Genomic DNA, 21,079 nt, shown 5'->3' with positions numbered 1-21,079 from the left:
TTGACCGAGGAGTCGCGATGCTGCGTCGCACCCCGTCGAAGCGGACATTCGCTGCGGACGCAAACTCAAGCCCAACGCCAACTGGCCATTGAGACAGCCAAATGGTTTTATGCTATTGTTAGAAAACTAAGGCTTGGGGGAAACTGGGATGACGAGCGCTCAAGGCGGATGCCTTTGTGGTGAACTGAGGTACGAAGTCTACAATCAGCCGGCAAGAACGACCATGTGTCATTGTAGATTCTGTCAGCGCGCGACGGGTGCGGCATACTTGGTTGAGCCAGTGTTTGATAACGCAGACTTCGCAATGGTTTGCGGCAAGCCGAAGCGTTATACGCATCTATCCGAAGGCAGTGGAAAGAAAGTATATGTTCATTTCTGCGGCAACTGCGGGACGAAGTTGTTTTTGACTTTTGAACGTTTCGAAAGTGCTGTTGGTGTTTACGGTGGAACGCTCGACGACCCCAATTGGCTGATAATCATGCCGGAGAACTCCAAGCACATATTCTTAGGAGTGGCGCGGAAAGGCACCATAATCCCACCGCATTTTAACACCTTTGAGAAACACGCAACTGAAAATGACGGCTCTCCAATAGAACCGACAATTTTTGACAAGCCTCATATCATAGGTGACATTTAGAACGATCCAAACGGACACTCGGGCTCACAGCGGACTTGAGGCGGTGCGGTATTGGAGCGCGCTGTGCAAGCTCTTGCGCGGCGTCGTTCACGGCCCTAACCGGACTCTCAATGCCGTGCTTGGATGCTGCGGTTGCAGCCCGCAAAGCCGTCATTAAAGTTCCTTCAAACTAGCGGGCGTAGCGAGAGGACGCGCTGTCCATCGTTTTTCTTGACTTTAACCTCACACATTCGACAGTCTCTCGATGCGTCCAGAGCATAAGGCAGCGCCAGACGCACTATTTCACGTCTGCCAACAATAACCGGCACCGGACCATTCTGGAGAACGGCCGAGACACCTTTGCACTGGAGAGCAAGATGCCATCGTCAAAAACGCCTGTGGGCGAGCATGATCACCTGTTGGAAATCTACGAAGCCGAAGTCGAGGTCGAATATCGCGGCGAGCGATATCGCGTCCGTGACAACGGCGCGGTCTATCGACTAAACGAGTTCCGGAAACGCGCTCGTCCGCTCGACAAGGCATGGACTTTCGGACGCCAGAACCTCACGACCGGCTACCATCTTCTGGCCGGTGTGCCGATCCATCGCATCGTTTGCAGCGCCTTCAACGGTCCGCCACCCACCGATCAGCATGTCGTCGATCACATCGACACCAATCGGGCGAATAACAGGTCCGAGAACCTGCGCTGGCTCACTCGGCTGGAAAACGCACTCCTGAACGAAACCACCGCCCGCCGCATTGAGCTGGCTTATGGCTCGATAGAAGCGTTTCTCGAAGATCCGTCCAAGCCCATAAACGAGACATCCTTCCCCGACGTCTCATGGATGCGGACCGTGTCCAAGGAAGAGGGTGCCAGAACCAAGTCCCGCTTCGAGGCATGGGCGAAGAGCGGATCGGTTCCGAGCGGCGGCGCAATCGGCGAGTGGCTCTACGGCACCCGTGAGCGAGCTGACTTCGAGCCGGAGCCAGAAGAGTATGAAAGCCTGACGCTATCGGCGATCCAAGTGAAGTGGAGGGTTCCGACTGAGTTTCCGGGATGCCCGGAGGCGGTGTCAGAAGATGGTTTGGAGCGATACGCTCAGAACCTCCGGTTCGGTGAGGTCTTCGCCCGGAACGACATTTACCAGAGCTTGGTCGTTCAGTGCGCGCTTGTCGAAGATGGGCTGGTCGTTCTTACCCGTGCTGCGGAAGCTGACGCGATCAAGGACTGGGCTGTCGCCATGGTCACGATCCGTGGCGAGCTGTTCGTTCACCGCAGCGAACATCAATATTTCACGCTACAAGGTGCTCTAAAGACCTTCTGCGAGCTGACCGGCGAGAGTTTGGAGGACAGCATCGACGACTATACGTGAAGAGCGCGCCATGCGTTTTGGTGTATTTGTCGACCCATTTCTAATGCCGGATCCGGCCCAGACCGGGCCTTGGCTTTGGCTTTGGCTTTGGCTTTGGCTTTGGCTTTGGCTTTGGCTTTGGCTTTGAAAGCTCGCGCTGCGCTGCAGCATTGCAAGAGCAGACATTGGTTGGGAAGTGATACCCCATTTGCGAATTGGGCAGTAACTCCCGAATCTTAGTTGCCGACCTAGACCCGGCCAGATAGAATAGAACAAAATACAAACATTTCGAGCAGACACATGAGAGCTTTCATTTCTTACTCCCATCGAGATGCAGACGCACTTGACCGCCTGCATGTTCATCTTGCGAACCTTCAGCGGGAAGGTCGGATCGAAACATGGTACGACCGCGAAATCTTGGCGGGTGAGGTTTTGGATGATGAAATCAGCGAAGAGCTAGAGGCGGCTGAGCTTTTCCTACTGATGGTTAGCCCCGACTTCATAGCGTCCAACTATTGTGTTGAACGAGAGATGCAACGAGCCTTGGAGCGGCACGAAGCGCGCGCGGCACGGGTTGTCCCTATCATCGTTGAACCATGTGACTGGGCTGCAATGCCTCAGCTCCGACGGTTGAAAGCAGTGCCGAAGGACGGTCTTCCGATCTCGGAATGGACGAACGCGAATACTGCATACCTAGATGTCATTCAGGAAATTCGCCGGATAGTAGATGCAGGTGTGTCGAATGCGCTCGATTCAACCGCTGATGAAACAGAGCTAGCTTCAGCACAACAAGTCGCCCCCCGCTATCGCGTTGAACGCGACTTCGACGAAATCGACCGCAGTGAATATCGCGACGCGGCGTTCACTACGATCAGGGACTATTTCAAGCTGGCGATTGCTGAGATAGATGCTGTCGAGGGGCTGCGGGGCCGATTTGTAGACCGAGGCGCAAACTCCTTTGGCGGCACCGTTGTCAATCGTGGCCGGCAGCATGGAACGGCGCATATCACAGTGCACTGCCGAAACGCGGGGTTCGCGTTGGGCGACATCTATTTTTCTTTCAATGAAAATGCAGCAGACAATACGGCAAACGGTGGCTTCAACGTCTCGTCCGACGAATACGAACAGTTCCTAGTTGTGACTATGTCAATGTTCGGGAATGAGCCTGACCGGCTAGATCCTGAGCAAGCTGCAGAGTACTTATGGAACCAGTTTATTGAGCAAGCAGGCATTAGTCATGCCTGACCGTGCTCGCTTTCACTGCAACAATTGCGGTCACCGTTTCAAAATCGCGGTGCTCAGTAAGGACGAACAACGCGAAGCTCGCCGCGACAATCGCCCAACCACAGCTCTACATTGCCCAGAGTGCCGCCGAACCGACATTCGGAGGGGTTGGGCTTAGTGGAGATGCGAAAAGCGAAACTGCAGGGCCGTTCATGATCATCCCAGTTGCCGCCCATCGGTTATTATTCTGAGAGAAAGAAATGCTGTCGCCAAGTGAATTCACAGTCGGAAAAGTCGGTATCGCAAAGCCGCTTAGCTTGATCCTGCCGACCTCGAAGTATGAGGAAACGTTACTGGTTGGCCAACTCAACGACGTACCGACAGCGGTTTTTCTTTCGGGGCAGCATAAATCGATGTTCTTCGAGGCCGAAGGCAACGAAAGCTGGGGTGGACTGATCATTCCATCAGTACGAATTGAGATCGATGAGACTAGCTTCGTTGACGAATATTCCTCTGAAGCGCCCATGCTTTCAGTGACTAGGAGCGACACAAAACTTGTTGTGGCGGCGAAAGCAGAAAGATCGTTCGGCCGTCAAATCCAAATCACCTTGCATGAAGGGCTGGTTTCATCGGGAGAAGCTAAGGCTAAGTTTTTGAATTGGCAGATTGTTCTTGGGGAGGGTCAAGACAAGCGTGTCTTGTGGACCGCAACATGATCCACGTCCCATTTAACCGTCGTTTTGCGTCCCCATCCGAAGAGCGTCTGCGTGATCCTGATTACATGTCTATCTGGGGGAGTTATGAGCACGGTTCCCTACGTTGGCGCGATCTGTATGCACACCGCTGCGTGGTCGTCCTGGGTGAGGGGAAGTGCGGTAAGACTCATGAATTCAAACAGCAAAAGCAGGTGCTCAAAGATCAGGGACAAGCTGCGTTTTTTGTTCCGCTTGAATTGCTTCAAGACGGAGAGTTCTTTGACGCAATTACCGCAGAAGAAGAGCAAGAATTCCAATACTGGTTAGAGGCATCTGACGCGGAAGCTGTGTTCTTTTTGGACGCGGTCGACGAGTTGAAGCTGCGCAAGGGGACGCTGCGCCGTGCATTGCGAAAAATCCAGACTGCAGTAGGTGCCCAGACGCACCGGGCACGCTTCTTCGTTTCATGTCGACCTAATGATTGGACTGACGAATTGGATCTGCAGGTCGTGACCGCTTTGGTCGCGCCGAGAGAAAGAGCCGCCGAGGTTACTGAAGCTCCTGCAGGAGAAGAAGTTTTCACGGCAGTGATTGCGCGAGAAGGAATCCCGACCCCAGATGATGGAGAGGAAACGACCGGCGATCGAGACGAACCAGTAAAGGTCCTCGCACTATTGCCGTTATCTAGAAACGAGATCGTTGAATTTGCGCATCTTTACGCAGCAGATCACGCCGATGCCTTTGCTCAGCACTTGGAGGAAAAAGAACTCTGGCACCTCTACCGACTGCCTGCCGACATCATGGCCGCACTTGATCAGTTGGCGGCGGAAGGGCACCTGGGCAACCTCCAAGATCAATTGGTCTTTGGCATTGGCCAACGACTTCGCGAAACCTCTGACAAAAAGCGCAACGGTCTAAGCCTAGAAAAAAGCATGGAAGGGGCTGAGCGGATTGCGCTCGGGCTATTCCTCATGAAGCGTAGATCAATCTACTTTGCCGCGCCTGGCGGTGACGCGGAGGGGGTGAGTGTCGCCGACATCCTGCCGGATTGGTCGAACGATGAGCAGGTCGAGTTGCTTGGCAAGTCCTTGTTTGATCCCACAGGCGTCGGCGCTGTGCGCTTTCATCATCGTTCCACGCAGGAGTTCTTGGCCGCACAACGCCTTCAGAAGTTACGCGAGCAAGGTCTTGCAACGAGTGATCTCCACCATCTGTTGTTCACGAGCATTGGCGAAGAGCGAGTGATAATCCCAAGCATGGAACCTGTGGTGGCTTGGTTGGCGTTGTGGAACCCAGACATTCTGACTGAGGTCAAAGATCGGAACCCTCTCTTACTGTTCCGCCAAGGAATACCTGCGATTCTAAGCCTCGAACTGCGCGCCGAGCTGCTGCGCAGGTTTGTTGAGCGATATTCTGGTAGCGACTGGCGCAGGGTCGGCGTTGGGCACACTGAGTTAAAACGCGTGTCGACACCGGAGTTGGCGCCGCTGGTGCAAGAGTTGTGGGATCAAGCCTATACAGGTCACGACACTCGGGAACTGTTTCTCGAGCTGGTGTACCTGACGCCAATGGCCGATTGCGCCGATTTGGCATTTCAAGCGGCCTTCGACGAGAGCTTGGATTACCATCATCGGACATCTGCTGTCTGGGCAGTTCTTAGATGTGGAAGCAGTCAGCAGAAACGCGAGATCGGGACTAGCATGGTGGCGGGCAATTGGCCCGAACGGGTTGTGCGCAATGCGCTGCCTGAACTGTTTCCTGAAGCTATTGAACTGGAAGCGTTTCTGGTTCTTGCAAGGATGCTGAACGAAGTGCCACGTTCCGTTCATGGCTTGGGTTATGCGTTGTTTCAGGCGATCAAGTCGGATGCCATGAGCACGGAGCAAAGGACCCAAGTCAGGGGCGACTTGGTCGACGCAATTTGGACAAACCGAACTGAGGAAAGTCGCGTCTACCAAGCGCATTCAAGCTTTGATCACTTCGTCGATCCTGTGATAGCGGCTTGCGATCTGACACCACCGAAGTCCAGCGAAGAAATCCCATGTTGGGCGTGGAGTGTAGCGGTGGCGTTTCACTTTGGAGAGCGCCGCGAGAGCATAATCGCCAAAGAGGAGACCAAAAGGCTGCAAGAGGCATTGTCCGGCAATGTTGCCTTGCGGGAAGGTTATTTTTGGGCGTGCTTCGACTTGGCAGAAGCCCTAGAGGAGCCAGAGAACGACTGGCAACGATTTGTGCGATCCGACTATGGGCGAATCCTACGACCCTTTAGAGAGTTGGATGTTCCTTGGCTTCTTCGCGCTCTTGCGATTGGAGCAATTGAGGAACGACGCGGCGTAGCGTTCTATACGCTGAGCATGTTTGTCCGAGGTGGCGAAAACGCCCAACTTGCGGTCGAAATGGCAGAGCTCATTTCTGACCGTGAAGACCTACAAGTGGAGCTGGAGCGGATACTGAATCCTCCGCCCCAAGAACCTAACGAGCACGAAATTGAACACCAGAATTGGCAACGGGAGCGTGAAATCGAAGAAGCTGAGCGGCAGGATGGTTGGAGACAATGGCGTCAAGACGTTCTTGCTGCCGAAGATCTAATGCTTGGGGAAGCAGACCGGGAAAACACGCTCTACAACCTGCACAATATCATGCAGCAAACGGAACGCGACCACAATACGTGGGGGTATTGGGACGCACAGTTCGTTGAGACAGCGTTTTCTCCGGATTTTCTCGTAGGTGTTAGGGAAGGTCTGTCTGAATTTTGGCGGCGCACCGGCGTATCGCTGTTCAGTGAGCGCGCGGAAGAAGATCGGAATAGCTATTCAGCCACCAGCTTGATGGCACTTGCTGCGCTCAAATGTGAGGCTGAGACCGCGAATTGGGCCGAAGCCCTATCGCATGATGAAGCAGTTAGGGCGACGCGTATTTCAACATTGGAGCTGAACGGGTTCGGAGCCTTTCTGCCGCAGCTGGAAGCGGCCCACCCTCACGCCATCGAAGAAGTCGTTGGATCTGAAATCAACCGACAGCTCGCAAACCTGATGGATGTAGGACGGGCGCCCATTTTGCATGACGCACTCCACCACGGCACACCGTTCATGCGCCAAATCGCAGCCACTGCGGCTACAGATAGCTTGCCAGCATTTGAGAATGCGATGGGTCGAGATACCCAGACCGATCTCAAATATGCCTTTGAGTTAATTGCCGCCCATGGCACAGAAGAAGCCATTTCGAGAGCCGTCAGTACGATCCAGAATCATCTCGCCGCTTCCAACCAAATGACCGCTGAAAGCCATCGGTTTTGGCTGAAGATGTTGACCCAACTGGACTTGGAGCAAGGGTGCGAAACCGTGCTGGCAGCGACCGCCGATTTGTCAACGCAAGGAGCCCGAGACGCTGCGATTTCCATATTTGCTGCCATCTTCGGTGATCGTCACTGGAGCAGACAACCGAGTTTTGACGGGATAGAGAATGCCCGCCGTCTCAATTTGTTGACCCAACTTGTCATAAGAGCATACCAAACGGTGAGCCCTCAAGACGATCAACATCATGAGGGCACCTTTACGCCGAACACTCGAGATCACGCTGAAGAAGCTCGCGGGTTCCTTCTGAGTACCCTTACATCAACGAAGTCACCGAGAACGCTGTCAGTACTTTACGAACTGTCCGCAATGCCCGAATTTGCGCATCTGACCGACCGTTTGAAACAAATGGCAACAGAGTTGGCGGCGAACATATCGGAACCCGAGGCCATGAGTGCCTCGGTGTTCCAAAAATTTGATCAAGAGCGAAACTACCGTGCCTACGATGACCCTTCACTGTTTGCGGTCATGAACCACAGGCTGGCAGACTTCGAACACCACCTACTTAACGACGAGCAGACGACTGTAGCGACTTTGCGAAAAGTGGAAGGCGAAACTGAGCTACGTCAATTCCTTTCGTACTGGCTGACCCAGAATGCCCGTGGTGCATACCTTGTTACACAAGAAGCCGTGGCAATTGCTGAAAAGCGAACAGACATCCGACTGCACGCAGCCGGTTTGGACCGATACGCATCAATAGAGGCGAAGTTAGATGACGCAAGACATCGATGGAGCGGAAGCCAACTAAAAGATGCCTTGATCGGCCAACTCGTGGGGCGTTATCTGAACCATGAGCGATGTCGAGTTGGCTGCCTCTTAATCTGTATGCGCGAAACGCGGCAATGGGAGCATCCAGACACCGGCGAAAGAATGGATTTGGAAACGACGGTCGCCTGGTTGCAGAGCATTGCCAACGCCATCATGGAGGAACGTTCAGAACTGCTGCTTTCGGTGAAAGGGATCAATTACTCAGTTACTGCGAACGAGTAGATATCTGCGCCGATCGAGGCGCTATTTGATGTATCCACGATTTCGATGATCAGAGTCCGCTTTGGAGCTTCCCGAGTGTCTCCGCTGCAGAGCGGCGAATTCACACTTTCCGCCCCTCATGTCGAGGGCAGAAGCTACATGACCGGCCCAAACCGGACTTTGGGTCAAACCACAGCGGACGGGTGCTTTACATGGTTTTCCCCATTAACCGGTCCGGCGACCAGATCAGGGTCGCGAGGGCACAGTAGAGGTCAGATCGTTGTTTAATGTCTTGCCAGCCAAACTCATCATGGGGCTCAAACGCCAACTTTTGCGTCTTTATTGCCTTCAGCACACCAGGATTGTTCTTGTAGAAATCCGGATGCAGCGATTGGGAGAGCGCGTTGGCTTTCAGGTAATGCGGCAGCTTCTTCCCATACGGATCATCTCCGAGGCTGGCGTTCACCTTCTTAGGCAAGAGCAGTAGCCCGCCAATATAGTTGCGCCATTCCTCAAATGCGCCAGCGTCCTCGAACTCGTCTGTGAACATCTCAAACTTGTCGGCGAGTATATGTTCAACCTCATAAGCATTCTTGCCAGAGCGGACGATGTAATCCTCGTACCGCCCCGGCTCCCCTGCTTGCCGTTCCAGCCAGTCGGTGAAGCGGGCCAATTGCCGGTGGATCGCTTTGGAGGTGAACTGATTGAGCCGCACCCAGTTTTCGAAGTCGATCTCTTCGAACTCTTCCTCCAACCGTTTGTGCAGCGCCTGCCGCACCTCGGCTAATGTCTTGCCCCGGATGCTGCGGATCACGGTGAAGGCCGCATACTGCATCTGGGAATAGCTGTTGGATTTGTAGTTCCAAAAGCGGACGTTCAGCCAACTATCGATGAAGTCGGCAACGACGCCCATCTTGGCCTTGGCGGTGCCTTTGTCGTCATCCGCATTCACCGCCGAAAGGATGATATGGTGCTGGAGCGTGAAGCCCGCATCGGCGTTGTATTTGACACTCTCCAGCCCCTTCTTGCGGGTGGCCGACGCCTTGAGGAGCCGCAAGTATAGGTCCGCGAAGATGCGCATGTTCTTGATGATGAACTGGTAGAAAGCATCGCTTGCGTTTAGCCCCACCTCTTTGGCGTTGTTACGTATCCAGCGGTGATACTCCGTGCCGATCAGCTCGAAGTCTTCGTTCTTGGCTTCCTTTTTTCGCTCCCTGATCCGTTTAGCATATTGCGACCGCAGCCAGGCTTTGAAGAAGTCTGCCTCGGTGTTGTCACCAAATTCGGCGAACTTGGTCAGGTAGGATTTGATCAGCTTGTCCGCTTCAATCCGCTTGTCCGGGTCTTCGATATTGGCAAGCAGATAGCCCTTGAGCATATCTGTAGGGGTGAGGGAGAGGCCCCTGTCGTTCATCGTCTCGAAGATCGTGTAAGCGTCGCCGTCGTCGTTCGCGGTGATCTCGATCAGCTTCACGTTTCGAATGATCCACCAGATGAACATGTTGAGTTCGTCAGGCGACATGGACTTCGGGAAGATGTCATCGAGATCGTCGTAACGGTCCACCAGATTGCGAACAGAGTCGGATTTGCCCTCGGGGTTGTAGCTTTCGCCGTTAAGTAGGGCTGACATGCAGTCGTTGCGTTCCGGGATGTCGAGCTTGAACTTGGGACCGCCTGGGTCCTCGTCAAAGACCAACTGCTCGATCTTGTTGACCTTCTTCGTATGGTCCTGTTGCAGATGGTTCAGATAGATCAAAAGCAGCGTCAACGTCGTTATGCGCTGTTGCCCATCAACGATGTTGCGCACATCGCCCGCCTTGCTGATAACAATGGAGCCGAGGAAGTATTTCGACTGCTTTTCCAATGGTGTTCCGGGGCTCCAGGTCTGTGAAAACTGGCCGTAGAGGTCATCAACGAGTTCCTGAAGCTGCTTTCGTTTCCACCTGTATTCACGCTGGTAGTAGTCGATCCCGAATGCTGATCCGGAAAGCAGCACTTCAAGTGTTTTGTCGTCGCCTTGGATGTCCTGCAATACACCGCCTCTTTTGCTGAATTGACCAGCCGCCTTACTGGTCCATCGGTTCCTTGTCCGACAACACATTGTAAATCAAAAAAGATCAACAACGAAAGGTGGCAAGCATTGCTGCGGTACAAATCATAGCTTCAACAATAGAGTTTTTGAGTTTGCGTATCCCCAAGGAGCTTCCGTCAACATAACAGACCTTAACTTGAAAGGCAGCGAACGGCCGCTTCCCGCCCATAGCCGAAGGGCTGGCGTAACATCAGTCTCAATCGTCAGTCTTAGCCCGTCAAAGCCACTGTGCAGAATCTCTACGGTCATTTGCGCTACCTTACGATTTCGTATTGGTAGAGGGGGGTATTACAAGATCCCTCCTCAAATTCCATCATTTAGATCGACGTTTCCCCGGCTCGTGCCGGGTGCGGGCGCTGCGCGCCCTTAAAGGTGCCTCCGGCGGGGCAGCTTTTGTTTTGGGGCCGGGCGCGAACGCCCGGCGGTGATGGTGGATAGGGGAGGGACAAACCTCAACGGGGCGCTAATGTTCCGACCTTGTGGTTTGAGATCGAAACGCTAATCGTATCCAAACCACTACCCTCAAGTACATTTCTGGCCATACAAACGGCACCAAAATATTCGGCGGCAAAACGCACTCCTTCTAGAAAGTCTTCGTGGCGCTGAGCCTGATCCCAGACGAGGGCGCTACAGCTACTGCGGAGCTTTTTCATCGCCAAGCTTACGTCATCGGTCTTTTCGAACTCTGCCCGCTCAATAGTAATCGTATGGGCTTGTTCGGTTTTCATATCCAACATTTCTCTCTCCTTTATGTTGAGTGGTGACAAAGGAAGGGCGCGAGGTGGCGACACCCCGCGCCCCTTGTTGAAGCCATCCGGCCCCAAAATCCCGCACGGTGCTGCCAACCCCGCACGGGCAAAACTCGATTATGCGGCTGACGTGTGCGCGCGGCGGCGTGTGTCGGCCCATTCCAACAGATCGCGGCGGCGATAGCGCACCGACCGCCCCGGCTTGTAGAAATGCGGCCCAAAGCCGGACACACGCCATTTCTGCAGCGTGCGCACGCTTTGGCAGAGAAAGTCTGCGGCTTGGGTTTCGTCGATGAACCCGTCGAGATAATCAGCGGCGGGTTCAGCGGTGGCGTTCGCAAGGTTTGTATTTGGCATTTTGTCTGTCCCTCATTCGCTGACTGCTATGAGGTGATATTAACTGCGGCCTCTTGCGCTTTTCGAGCGAAACCGCTGGCAACATTCGGGGCGGGTTTATGCCCGAATTTTGCCAGTAGACTTATTGCCCTTTTTTATAACATATTTCATGCTGTTCATAACGCGGGAAGTCGGGCAATCAGGTTCTATCTTGCGAAAGGCAGTAAGGCAGAATGAGCCTGCGTTCGTGATCGGCTCGCCGGTTTGGGTCACATCACGTGAGAACGGTAGATCGGTATGTGCGTGCCAAAACTTCTTGATATTCGAAAGCCATAGTAAAAGCCCAAAGTCTTGCGTTTTACCTGAGCGGCTCTTGTGTGTGGTGTGAGCTACAGTGCTTGCCGCGTCATGCAGACCGCCTAAAACAGCTTGAAGCATTTCCAGATTGACACTGAGACCCATGAGGTCGTCTGAAAAATCGTCTAGCCGAATGAACAGGGATGGCCCGTTCGGCGCACCGGAATCGCGCGCGATGCCTAACCGCGCATCTACATCAACTTGCCGCTCAATCGCCGCCGCTGCGTCTGGTGATAGCTTGGCAAGTATTTCCACAAGGCGCGCGGTTTGATTGGCAAGAGATTCCAATTCTCGCTTCGTTGCTTTGCCCGGAGTCTTGTTTGCGGTTCTGGCATGCTCCCAGCGATAGATCGCGGCGAAGTGTTCTAATTCCTGCCGAGCGTGCGGTGCATTCGAGGGATCAATTCCCGCGATCCGGCAAAGCTTTGAGACTGTTTGAATGTCATAAGTTTCGGCGTAATACTTTTCTGGAGCCATCCAGTTTAATCACCTCTTTGCCTGTAACGTTCCAGTCACATACGAAAGCGCCTGTTTCTCGGCTGATTCCGTTCCTTACATAATGGTATCTATAGGGGCGGCCATTTCACAACCGCAGTGAGGAATGGGAATGCCGATTGCCCCGTCTATTTATTGTATAGGGATTGATGGATTTTCCTGCCTGACCTATATAGGGCGACCCCCCCTATATAGTATATAGGGCGGCTATTTCAGAACCCGAAGGTCCGGTTCCCTGACAGAGCATGACCCCATGAAATCGCTCAGACGACCCGCGTTTTCCTCTAGCGCCCGCCTTACGGAATCATCGGCCAGATGTGCGTACCGCATTGTGGTCTGCATCTGGGTGTGACCCAGCAAGTGCCCGACCATCTGAATAGGTATTCCTGACGATACCGCATTCGATGCGTAGGTGTGGCGCACATCGCGAAGGCTTGCCCTCGATCACGTAAGGATTGTCAGGCAACTGTGGCAGAGTGCTCAGAGCTGCGCGGGCGGCTTTGCGATACTGCGCATGATATATTTTTAGCGCCTTTGTGTGTCTAAAAGGCGTTCATCTCTCAAAATTCCTTAAAGCAGACATAATCCCATTGTATTTCAATCTTAGGAAGATCATGTTTAAATTGCTGTATGGGGTAAAAATGCAACCAAAGAGTTGTTGGGTTTTATGGAGGGGGGTAAAAATCTTAGAAAGGCAGTTAGATGCATATACTCGCAGTCGATGACGAACCAAGCATTATTGAGTTACTTGAGGCATTTGTGAATGCCACCGGTGATAACACAATAGAAACAGCGTTATGCGCTACGGACGCGCTCGATCTGGTTGCACGATCAGTTGCAAAGCCATTTGACTGTTTTCTGTTAGATATTCAAATGCCGGGTACAGATGGAATCGAGCTCTGCCAGATCCTGCGCGACCGCCCTGAGTATCAAGAAACCCCGATCCTGATGCTCACCGCAATGTCAGATAAATCCTATATCGACCGTGCTTTCGCGGCCGGGGCAAATGATTACATTACCAAGCCATTCGAAATCGGCGAACTGCGCGGTCGCCTTGCATTGGTGGAAAATCTGGTTGCCAGTCGCAAAAAACTCACTGAAGGCCCCACTGCGGCGCCCGTGGAACCAGACACTGAAGCACTCAACGGGGTCGTCGATCTAAGGCCGCCTTTGCATGAACCCTTTCGCATTAAGAATGTGGATGGTGTGATCGGGCATCAGGCACTTGAAAATTATGTTTCTTTGATTTCAAGGAAAGAGCTCTTCGGGTCCTGTATTTTGGCATTCAGCATTCGTGGGATACGGGACCTGTTCGAGACAACGTCATGGTTTGAATTCGAGTGTCTTGTGACTGACGTATCTGAAGCTATCGCTGCATGTTTGGAGGGCCATCAGTTCCTGACCGCCTATGCCGGGAGCGGGACCTTTGTATGCATTCTGGAAGATGGTTGGCTACCAGATTCGGTCGAACTGACCGGCAAGGTAAACCTATTACTTAGTCAAATGGGTTTGAGTTTTAACGACGGCAGGCCAATGAGGGTGAGCGTGTCGGTAGGCGATGTAATTCGCTTGGTTTGGAAATCCGGCGACAAGGCGATTGATGCCCTCGCGCAGGCACACGAAAGCGCGGAAAGAGAAAGCCAACGCTACGGAAGAAACCTGGAAGATTTCTGGTACAACAGGTCAGCGTGATGGCACAGATGACTATGTAGATGCGGCGGTTACTTCACAACCCGAAGGCTGGGCTCCCATACTTGACCTACCCCGATGAAAGCGCTTAATTGATCTGAATTTTCTTCTGCTGCACGCCTTACGGGATCATCCGCGAGGTGTGCATACCGCATGGTGGTCTGTATCTGGGTGTGACCCAGCAACCGCCCCACCATCTGAATAGGCATACCCGATGAAACCGCATTTGACGCGTAGGTGTGGCGCAGGTCGTGGATGCGCACATCGTCAAGGCCCGCCCGTTCGCGGATGCGCCGCCACGGGTGCTGCAAGTCGGTGGCATAGCGGCCCGGCACCTTGCCCGCGATGACATAAGGGTTGTCAGACAGCCGGTGCAGGGTGCTCAGGACCGCACGGGCAGCTTGGGGCAGTGGAATGCGCCGCGCGCCGGTCTTGGTGTCTGGCAGCTCCATGCCCTGATCGGTGATGAAGCTCCATTGCAGGGTTTGTATCTCGCCCAACCGGCAGCCGGTCAGGATCAACAGCCGAAAGGCGGCGATCACGTAAGGGGTTTCCGATCCGTCGCACTCTGCCTCGGCCAGCGTTTGCCCAAGTCTCTGCAACTCGTATTGGCTTAAAAACCGTTCCCGCTTTTCTTCGCGGTATTTGGGCACATGGCGGCACGGGTTTGACCCGTCCGGGCGCAGGCCCCAGACTTCGGCCAGATTGAACATCTTCGACAGCACGCCCAGAACCCGATTGGCCTGATAGGGCTTGTCGCGCATCTTGTGATGTAGCTCCGACACGTCGCGGCGCTCCACATCAACAACTTTGAAATTGCCAATCGCCGGATTGATGAACAGATCAATGGCCCGGCGATACTCGCTTTGCGTACTGGGTTTGCAGCGGTGCTGCGCGTGATCCTTGAAGAACCTTTCGCACAAGGCGGCAACGGAAGGCGCGCGGCGGTGCTGCGCAATCTCTTCGACCGGGTTTTCTCCCTTGGACAGATCGCCCATGATTTCCTTGGCCCGGTTGCGGGCTTGATCTGCGGTGATATTGCCATGCCGCCCGATAGAGGCCCGCCGGGTGCGCCCGCCTTTGCGATATTGCACCTGATAGGTCTTGGTGCCCGATGGCATGATGCGCACGCCAAATCCCTTAATCTCGCTATCCCATTCGAAATAGCCCTTGTCTCGAATTTCGAAGCCTTCGACACTGCGTTTGGTCAGCTTTGGCATGCCCTATCCCCTCAGTCTTGCCCCGGTCTGTGGAAGCACAGTGGAAGCATTTGGAAGCAAATCACGGGGTAAGGCGTAGGACTCCGGCGTAACGGTCGTCAACAAAAAGAAAGCGATTCCAATAAGATAGGGTAAATGGGCGTAATCCGGCGCAGCCCATGTGAATCGGCAAAACGTGACTCATAACCTGAAGGTCGTAGGTTCAAATCCTACTCCCGCAACCAACAAGAACGTACCGCCGTCCTCCGGGGCGGCGTTCTTGTTTGTCCCAAGGGCCAATATGCCGGCCAACGTGCCGACCAAGGTCACTTCGGTCTCTCCCCGCTTGGCGCCAGCGCGCACCTCAATACGGTCAACCAGGCTGCGGATAGCGGTCATGGCATCTTCACGCGTCGACTCATCCGTGAGGAGGCCTGCGAGTTCGCCGACTTTCTTCCGGTAGAGATCTGCGTAGTTCGGGTGAAACCTGACAACCGGCGACACCGGATTGCGGGCGATCTGCGCTTGCAGGGCGGACTTGCGGTCTTCCAAGGTGGTCAGCCGGTCGCGAACCGAGGCAGGCGCCCCGTCTCCCGACATTATGAAATCGACACAGCGGGTGATCCCACGTTCAACCTCTGCCAAGTCCTTTTGCAAGGCTATCTGGTCGGAGGTGCTGCGCTTGCTCAACCTAGCAAGTTCGGCCTTCAACTCGGTCGTGAACTCGTCAATCAGAGCATCATTACCAACGAGAATATCGCGCAACCCGCCCAGCACGCGGCTCTCAACTTCCGCGGCGGCGATACCAAAGGCCGCCTCGCAGGTGCCTTTCTCGCGGCGTGCGGCGCAATAGTAACGGTCCTTGCGGGCAATCGACATGTTGCCGCCACAGCAGCCGCATTTAATGAGCCCTGTGAGTAGGCGCTTCTTCGTTTGACGCTTGTTGCCCGCATGACTGGCGTAGCGAGACTTGAGCGCTTGCGCCTTTTGCCAGGTCTCATCGTCGATAATCCGCAGATCAGGAACTTCCGTGGAAATCCAGTCGTCAGAGGGGTTCAGGCGCGACTGCCGTTTGCCGGTGTCTGGATCCTTCACAAAGCGCTGCCGGTTCCAGACGAGGCGCCCAACATACATCTCGTTGTTAAGAATGCCATTACGCCGCTGACGGCTGCCGTGGATCGTTGACGCATTCCACTCCCCGCCTCGTGGGCTGGGGATGCCATCGCTGTTCAGGCCGGCTGCAATCTTCCGGGCAGACCGTCCTTCGACGTATTCCGAGAAAATACGCGAAACAACTTCAGCTTCCGCAGGTTCAATCTCACGTTCACCCGTTGCGGCACTGCCATCCGCCAGCAGCCGGCGGACAACACGGTAGCCATAGGAATTGCCTCCTCCGGACAGACCTTGCTCAACACGGCCGCGCAGTCCGCGACGAGTCTTTTGCGCCAAATCCTTGAGAAAGAGTGCATTCATCGTGCCCTTCAGGCCGATGTGCAACTCGCTGACATCTCCTTCGGCAAGGGTCGTGAGCGTGATGTCTGCATATTGCAGGCGTTTGTAAATACCGGCGATATCTTCCTGATCCCGGCTTAACCGGTCGAGGGATTCGGCGACAACCGTATCGAACCGACCCAGTCCTGCATCAACGATAAGCGCCTGAAGGCCGGGGCGTGTCTTGATCGAGCCGCCACTGATGGCCGCATCCGTGTAGACCTGAACCGTCGTTCCACCCGCGGCAAAGATATTTTCCTCACAGGTCCGGATCTGGTCCTCGATCGATGCCGGGTTCTGCATGTCCGTCGAATACCGTGCATAAATGGCGGCTTTCATCAGTGTTTCCTCCGCTTTGCGTTTGCCCCAGCGGGCTGAAGTTGCGCCCTGAGGTCTTTCAAAGACCGCACCAACGTTCTGCACGCATGCAACTGTTGGGCTTGAATGTAGTGTTTCTCCGTTGTCCTGGGATCTGTGTGGCCAAGAATTGGGGCTGCGATGCCAATATGCTTGGGATCCTCGATGGCAACGCTGGTCACCGCGCAATCGCGGAACAGGTGCGGATTGATCGCACGTCCAAAGGCGCGCTCGGTCGCCTTGGATATCGCAGCATGGATTGCCTTGTCAGTCATGGGCTTCCCATACTGGGTTATCCAAAGGCGATCGCTGTCGTTGCCGTCGAGCAATATCGGCCGTACCTGCTCGATGTAATGATTTATGTAGGCTGTCAGGCTTTCTGGTACGGGGATCTCGATGGGCTTGCGGGCTTTCATCTCGAACCCCTGAAAGCGCAACTCATACCGACCCTTGAGCTTGATTAGATGCTGGCCGATCTTTATCTTGGTGAGATTGCCCAACCGCATTGTGGGGCAAGCGATCAGGATGCCTACAAGCAGCGCATCCCGAAACTTGGTCTCCGCGTGCCGTGCCGGTGGCGCTTTGAGGGTCCGGTCAAGTTCTCCATAGGCCCAGTGCGAAATCTCTGCTGCTGGCCGCAACCGCGAATGCTTGTCCTTCGAGGCTCTCCCCTGTGCCTCAAGACGCCGCACCGCCCGATTGAGCCAGGACCAGTCTGCTGCAGGTGCCATCGCTTTGCAAACGGCCAGGAGTTCGGACAACCGCCCCCAGACGGTCCAGCTTGCCACCTCTTCAGAGAGTTGGCCGATGTAGGCAGAGACGGCCTCTAATGTGACGCGGTCTTCAGGCGCATGATTGACCTCGCACTGACCGCTTGTGATCAGGAAGGTTAGCCACCTTCCGTATCCCTTGCGGTACTTTTCCCGGGTGTCCTCACACCAGTGCTGTCCAAGACCGGCTGTGCCCTCCAGAATATCTCCGGGCTCAAAAAGCTTTTCCCAAGCGCTCTGGTCGGCTTCCGGCCACTCATGTACCTTCAGGCAGCGACGCAGGGGATCTTCATGTGGTAATAGCTGGGTCATCCTGCGCTCCGTACAGCAGAAAGGGAGTTCTGGTAATGCTCCAACGCTGAGCGGCGCTCGAACTGCGCATAGGCCTTCATCGCCGTGCTGAGAGAGTTGTTCAACACATGGCTCAGCGTAGTGACATCGCCCGGCTGCACGAGGCTGTGGATCTTGCCCGCGATACTGCGGAACAAGTGCGCATGGATCGTCAGACCTGTGTGCTCAAGGATGGTTTTCTTGATCAGGGTTGAAACGCCATTCGGCCTTTTGGAGCCACCATTCATGGCGGGAAACAGAAAGTCTGAACGCTCCACCAATAATACCGGGCGTGCCTTTTCCAGATAATAATTCAGCAAGACCGTGGCGTCCTTTCCGAGTTCATAGTCCAGGGCGACGTTATTCTTCACCTCATGCGACGGTATATGAATGTGGGTCCGGTGCTCGCGTTTGATCTTGATCGGCTTGAGATGCCGCTCGAGGTTCAGTGATGCGAGATTGCCAACCCGCATCGGGCAGTTCAGCAGGATCTCGATGGCCAGTGCAGCCTGCACAAGAAGAGCAGCCTTGCGGGGCTTTGTTGCGAAAAGATGCTCTGCCTTCGTGACCAAGACGGCCGGCAAATGCAGCAGCTTGGCAAGGTTTTCGCTGTCTTCAAGCTGAAGCAGGCGCTGGCGGTTCTTCTCGCGCAAGCCGTCAGCATCACGGCCAAGGCGTTTTACAATCCCGCGAATGTCATCGAGGTGAGCGGCATCGACGCCAACATGATGGTTTGCAATGGCCTGCAGGCAGACAGCCACGCCTTTGATGGCGTCTTTAGGTTTGTCATTAAAGCGTCCCATCATCCACCGAAGGGCGGCCTTGAGATTGTCCATCTCGACGAGCAAGGCGAGGCTTGTGATTTCCGTCATGGGTTTGCCTGACCGCACCAACGCAGAGGCCACCTCCTGAATCTGAAACCGGCGGTGCGCGATGGTCGTCGGGCGCAGGGGCTGGCTGGGACCGGAGGCATCAAAAAGATCGGGATTGCGCAGTCGCTCCAGCCAAGCATTGACGTCAGACTGGAACGCGTCCGGAAACGTTTCAATGTGAAAGGTCCAGGGTTCCTTCTTGCGCGGCAGCCGCGACAACGCCACCTCGGGCCAATCGGAGACCTGATCCTTCAACCGGTTCCAGGTCCGGATGGCATTGGCCACCACATGCTCAGGCCGGTTGACGAAGCTCTCCTCGATCAGGGTCTTAAGCAGGTCCAGAGTATGTTGATCCCTTACCTGTTGCGGCCCCACCGACAGAGCCGAGCAGAATTGCGCCAACTGGGTCAGTTTCCAAAGATCATGCTTGTTCTCGATCCGACCGAGCAGGTCCGACCAATCCTGGCTGACAGGGGCAAGCCAGTCGGAGCGTTTGCGGGAGCAGCCGGTGAGTTCAAGCGCCTTCAAGGCATCACTCTTGATGTTGGCCAAGCGCTTTTTGGTAATGTTATGCTGTGCTGGGACGATCTTGCGCACACGGACATGGAGCCAGTTGATGTTGGCCGGGATTTCGGAGGGCCTGCGTCCAATGATGCGCGCCAGCGTGTTAAGCGCTGACTTCAGATCCCGGCGCCGTGTCGGGGGCAGATTTTCCATGCTAGAAAGCTGTGCAATTACACCGTCGAACATGGGCGCCTCGGCCGAAACAAAGGGGCTGACAGGCGTCTCTTTGGAAAGATCTTCAGTCATCGGGCGACATTCCTTATGTAAAGGGCTGACCTCGGGTGGTCACGGGTGGACAACAGGTCCTATTCGGGAAAGCGTAGCACAATAATCCGGAAGCGATTGTGCGGGCACGCTATCCCGACACCTCCATAAGCCACTGAAACCAAAAGACATGATTGGACAGAGCTGGTCATCTGCTCATCCGGTCGCTAACGAAGGCGTTGAGGTCGCGACGACTGATGCGCCACTGGCCTCCAAGCTTCGCCGCTGGCAAATCGCCAGCCTTAATCCAGCGGCGCACGGTCTTGTCGCAGACACGGCAGATCTCTGCGACATCGACGATGGTAAGCATCAGTTCCGGTTTGTACTTGGTGTTATTCGGCATGATCGTCCCCTTCGCTTGGAAGAGTTGCGAAACGCTCATCTTCCGCTTGAGGAGTGGCCTCCAACGCCTCACGGGCAGCCGCACGCGCCAACAGCCGAACCAGCCCACGCAGTGTCTCATCTGCGCGATCTGTGCTCTGTTGGTGTGAAACATCCCGGCGCATCGGCCACTCCATGATTTTGCTCTTCATGAAATGCAGATACGTGGTGGAGCACCCGGGATCAGGGATGGACGATTTTCCGTTTTTGAAAACGGCCTATCCCCTAGGTGTTATCTGATTGAGGACCGGATAGGTTTGATATGTGTTTTCCCAGGCGTGCGATCTTGTTCTTTCGATTGCGTATGTTTCGAAAATGATCTTTTAGCGACTTGTAAGATGCTCCAGTTGGATGTGGCATGCCTGGAAGGTTGAACACTTCATTGGCGACGTACATGAATGGCGTCGGCGGCGGGAAGCCTTCAATTCCTTCCTGGACCTTAGGCTCCCCCCCGGTCGAACGGCGCCACCAGTCCCCAAACCGCTCCACCAGGCACTCTCGAGAAGTATCCTTCAAAAAAGGTTCCTCGCGTGGTTGGGTCGTCAAGTTTTGAACAAGGGTCTCTAGGGCGCCGCGAAGATCATCCAGAGAGTACTGCGCATCATCGGAAAGACCTCCTTTCAAATCATGCTCGACAATCAGTGTCAGTCCGGCCTCATCTGCTTGCTCCAGGGCCGTCAGGAGATTTTGTGTTTTCTCTGAGATCCGACGTAGCTTTGCGACTTCACCTTTGTTGACAAAACCGCGCAAGTATTCAGCCTCTTTCTTGTAAGCGGCTAGGATAGGTTTGAGCTTTTCCCAGTTCTCGGCGTCAATCTCCGGCGCCGCCTCTTTGAAGTGTTTCCTGAGGCCACTTTGAACACGGCATTGAAATTTTTCATCCAGGCTGGGGAACAGGTCTTTTGTCATATATAATATACCTAG

The 21,079-nt window shown here is 54.6% G+C and carries 17 protein-coding genes; 6 read left to right on the top strand and 11 right to left on the bottom strand.

Annotated features, from left to right (window positions below):
* The first annotated feature begins 148 nt into the window (after positions 1-148).
* The 5 genes from QZ522_RS09860 (at position 149) to QZ522_RS09840 (ending at position 8,230) form a co-directional block, all read left to right on the top strand.
* Positions 149-637 carry a GFA family protein gene (locus QZ522_RS09860; protein ID WP_365353620.1) on the top strand — a complete coding sequence of 163 codons (489 nt, stop codon included), beginning with the start codon at positions 149-151 and terminating at the stop codon, positions 635-637.
* Between the two features lie 356 nt (positions 638-993).
* Positions 994-1,989 (top strand): HNH endonuclease signature motif containing protein, encoded by a 996-nt coding sequence (locus QZ522_RS09855; RefSeq protein WP_294610523.1) that lies wholly within the window; start codon positions 994-996, stop codon positions 1,987-1,989.
* A 279-nt stretch (positions 1,990-2,268) separates the two neighbouring features.
* Positions 2,269-3,213, top strand: coding sequence for a toll/interleukin-1 receptor domain-containing protein (locus tag QZ522_RS09850; RefSeq protein ID WP_294610520.1), 945 nt, complete (start codon positions 2,269-2,271; stop codon positions 3,211-3,213).
* Positions 3,214-3,509: 296 nt separating this feature from the next.
* Entirely contained in the window at positions 3,510-3,908 is a 399-nt protein-coding gene (locus QZ522_RS09845) for a hypothetical protein (RefSeq protein WP_294610517.1), read from the top strand.
* A complete protein-coding gene (locus QZ522_RS09840) occupies positions 3,905-8,230 on the top strand; it encodes a hypothetical protein (protein WP_294610514.1) in 4,326 nt (1,441 codons plus the stop codon). The genes QZ522_RS09845 and QZ522_RS09840 overlap by 4 nt, the downstream gene beginning before the upstream one ends.
* A gap of 187 nt (positions 8,231-8,417) precedes the next feature.
* On the opposite strand, the gene QZ522_RS09835 is transcribed toward QZ522_RS09840, so the two are convergent.
* From QZ522_RS09835 to QZ522_RS09815, 5 genes are all read right to left on the bottom strand, one after another.
* Complete coding sequence (locus QZ522_RS09835) at positions 8,418-10,241, bottom strand: DUF262 domain-containing protein (protein ID WP_294610511.1); 1,824 nt, start codon at positions 10,239-10,241, stop codon at positions 8,418-8,420.
* Positions 10,242-10,753: 512 nt separating this feature from the next.
* Entirely contained in the window at positions 10,754-11,038 is a 285-nt protein-coding gene (locus QZ522_RS09830; RefSeq protein ID WP_294610508.1) for a hypothetical protein, read from the bottom strand.
* Positions 11,039-11,167: 129 nt separating this feature from the next.
* On the bottom strand, positions 11,168-11,407 hold the full coding sequence (locus tag QZ522_RS09825; RefSeq protein ID WP_294610506.1) for a helix-turn-helix domain-containing protein: 240 nt from the start codon (positions 11,405-11,407) through the stop codon (positions 11,168-11,170).
* A gap of 96 nt (positions 11,408-11,503) precedes the next feature.
* The gene (locus tag QZ522_RS09820; RefSeq protein ID WP_294610503.1) at positions 11,504-12,220 is read right to left on the bottom strand and encodes a hypothetical protein; all 717 of its coding nucleotides are present in this window, start codon (positions 12,218-12,220) and stop codon (positions 11,504-11,506) included.
* A 225-nt stretch (positions 12,221-12,445) separates the two neighbouring features.
* Entirely contained in the window at positions 12,446-12,610 is a 165-nt protein-coding gene (locus tag QZ522_RS09815; protein WP_245813585.1) for a hypothetical protein, read from the bottom strand.
* Between the two features lie 330 nt (positions 12,611-12,940).
* Here QZ522_RS09815 and QZ522_RS09810 point away from each other — a divergent pair, with 330 nt between their 5' ends.
* Positions 12,941-13,930, top strand: coding sequence for a response regulator (locus QZ522_RS09810; protein ID WP_294610498.1), 990 nt, complete (start codon positions 12,941-12,943; stop codon positions 13,928-13,930).
* Positions 13,931-13,959: 29 nt separating this feature from the next.
* Here QZ522_RS09810 and QZ522_RS09805 read toward each other — a convergent pair whose 3' ends face one another.
* The 6 genes from QZ522_RS09805 to QZ522_RS09780 all read right to left on the bottom strand — a co-directional run.
* Positions 13,960-15,147, bottom strand: coding sequence for a site-specific integrase (locus tag QZ522_RS09805; protein ID WP_294610495.1), 1,188 nt, complete (start codon positions 15,145-15,147; stop codon positions 13,960-13,962).
* Between the two features lie 180 nt (positions 15,148-15,327).
* Positions 15,328-16,956 carry a recombinase family protein gene (locus QZ522_RS09800; RefSeq protein WP_294610491.1) on the bottom strand — a complete coding sequence of 543 codons (1,629 nt, stop codon included), beginning with the start codon at positions 16,954-16,956 and terminating at the stop codon, positions 15,328-15,330.
* Positions 16,956-18,056 (bottom strand): site-specific integrase, encoded by a 1,101-nt coding sequence (locus QZ522_RS09795; RefSeq protein ID WP_294610488.1) that lies wholly within the window; start codon positions 18,054-18,056, stop codon positions 16,956-16,958. Before QZ522_RS09795 ends, QZ522_RS09800 begins: the two co-directional genes overlap by 1 nt.
* Positions 18,053-19,756, bottom strand: a complete 1,704-nt coding sequence (locus tag QZ522_RS09790; protein ID WP_294610485.1) for a tyrosine-type recombinase/integrase — start codon at positions 19,754-19,756, stop codon at positions 18,053-18,055. Before QZ522_RS09790 ends, QZ522_RS09795 begins: the two co-directional genes overlap by 4 nt.
* A 166-nt stretch (positions 19,757-19,922) precedes the next feature.
* Entirely contained in the window at positions 19,923-20,117 is a 195-nt protein-coding gene (locus tag QZ522_RS09785; RefSeq protein WP_294610482.1) for a helix-turn-helix domain-containing protein, read from the bottom strand.
* 263 nt (positions 20,118-20,380) lie between these two features.
* Positions 20,381-21,079 (bottom strand): hypothetical protein (locus tag QZ522_RS09780; protein WP_294610480.1); only part of this gene is annotated, 699 nt, incomplete at its 5' end.

Origin of the sequence: uncultured Roseovarius sp. (assembly GCF_913054395.1) — a bacterium.
Taxonomy (GTDB): Bacteria; Pseudomonadota; Alphaproteobacteria; order Rhodobacterales; family Rhodobacteraceae; genus Roseovarius.
The sequence above is the reverse complement of the archived record's forward strand: the minus strand, read 5'-3'. Positions and strand labels throughout refer to the sequence as shown.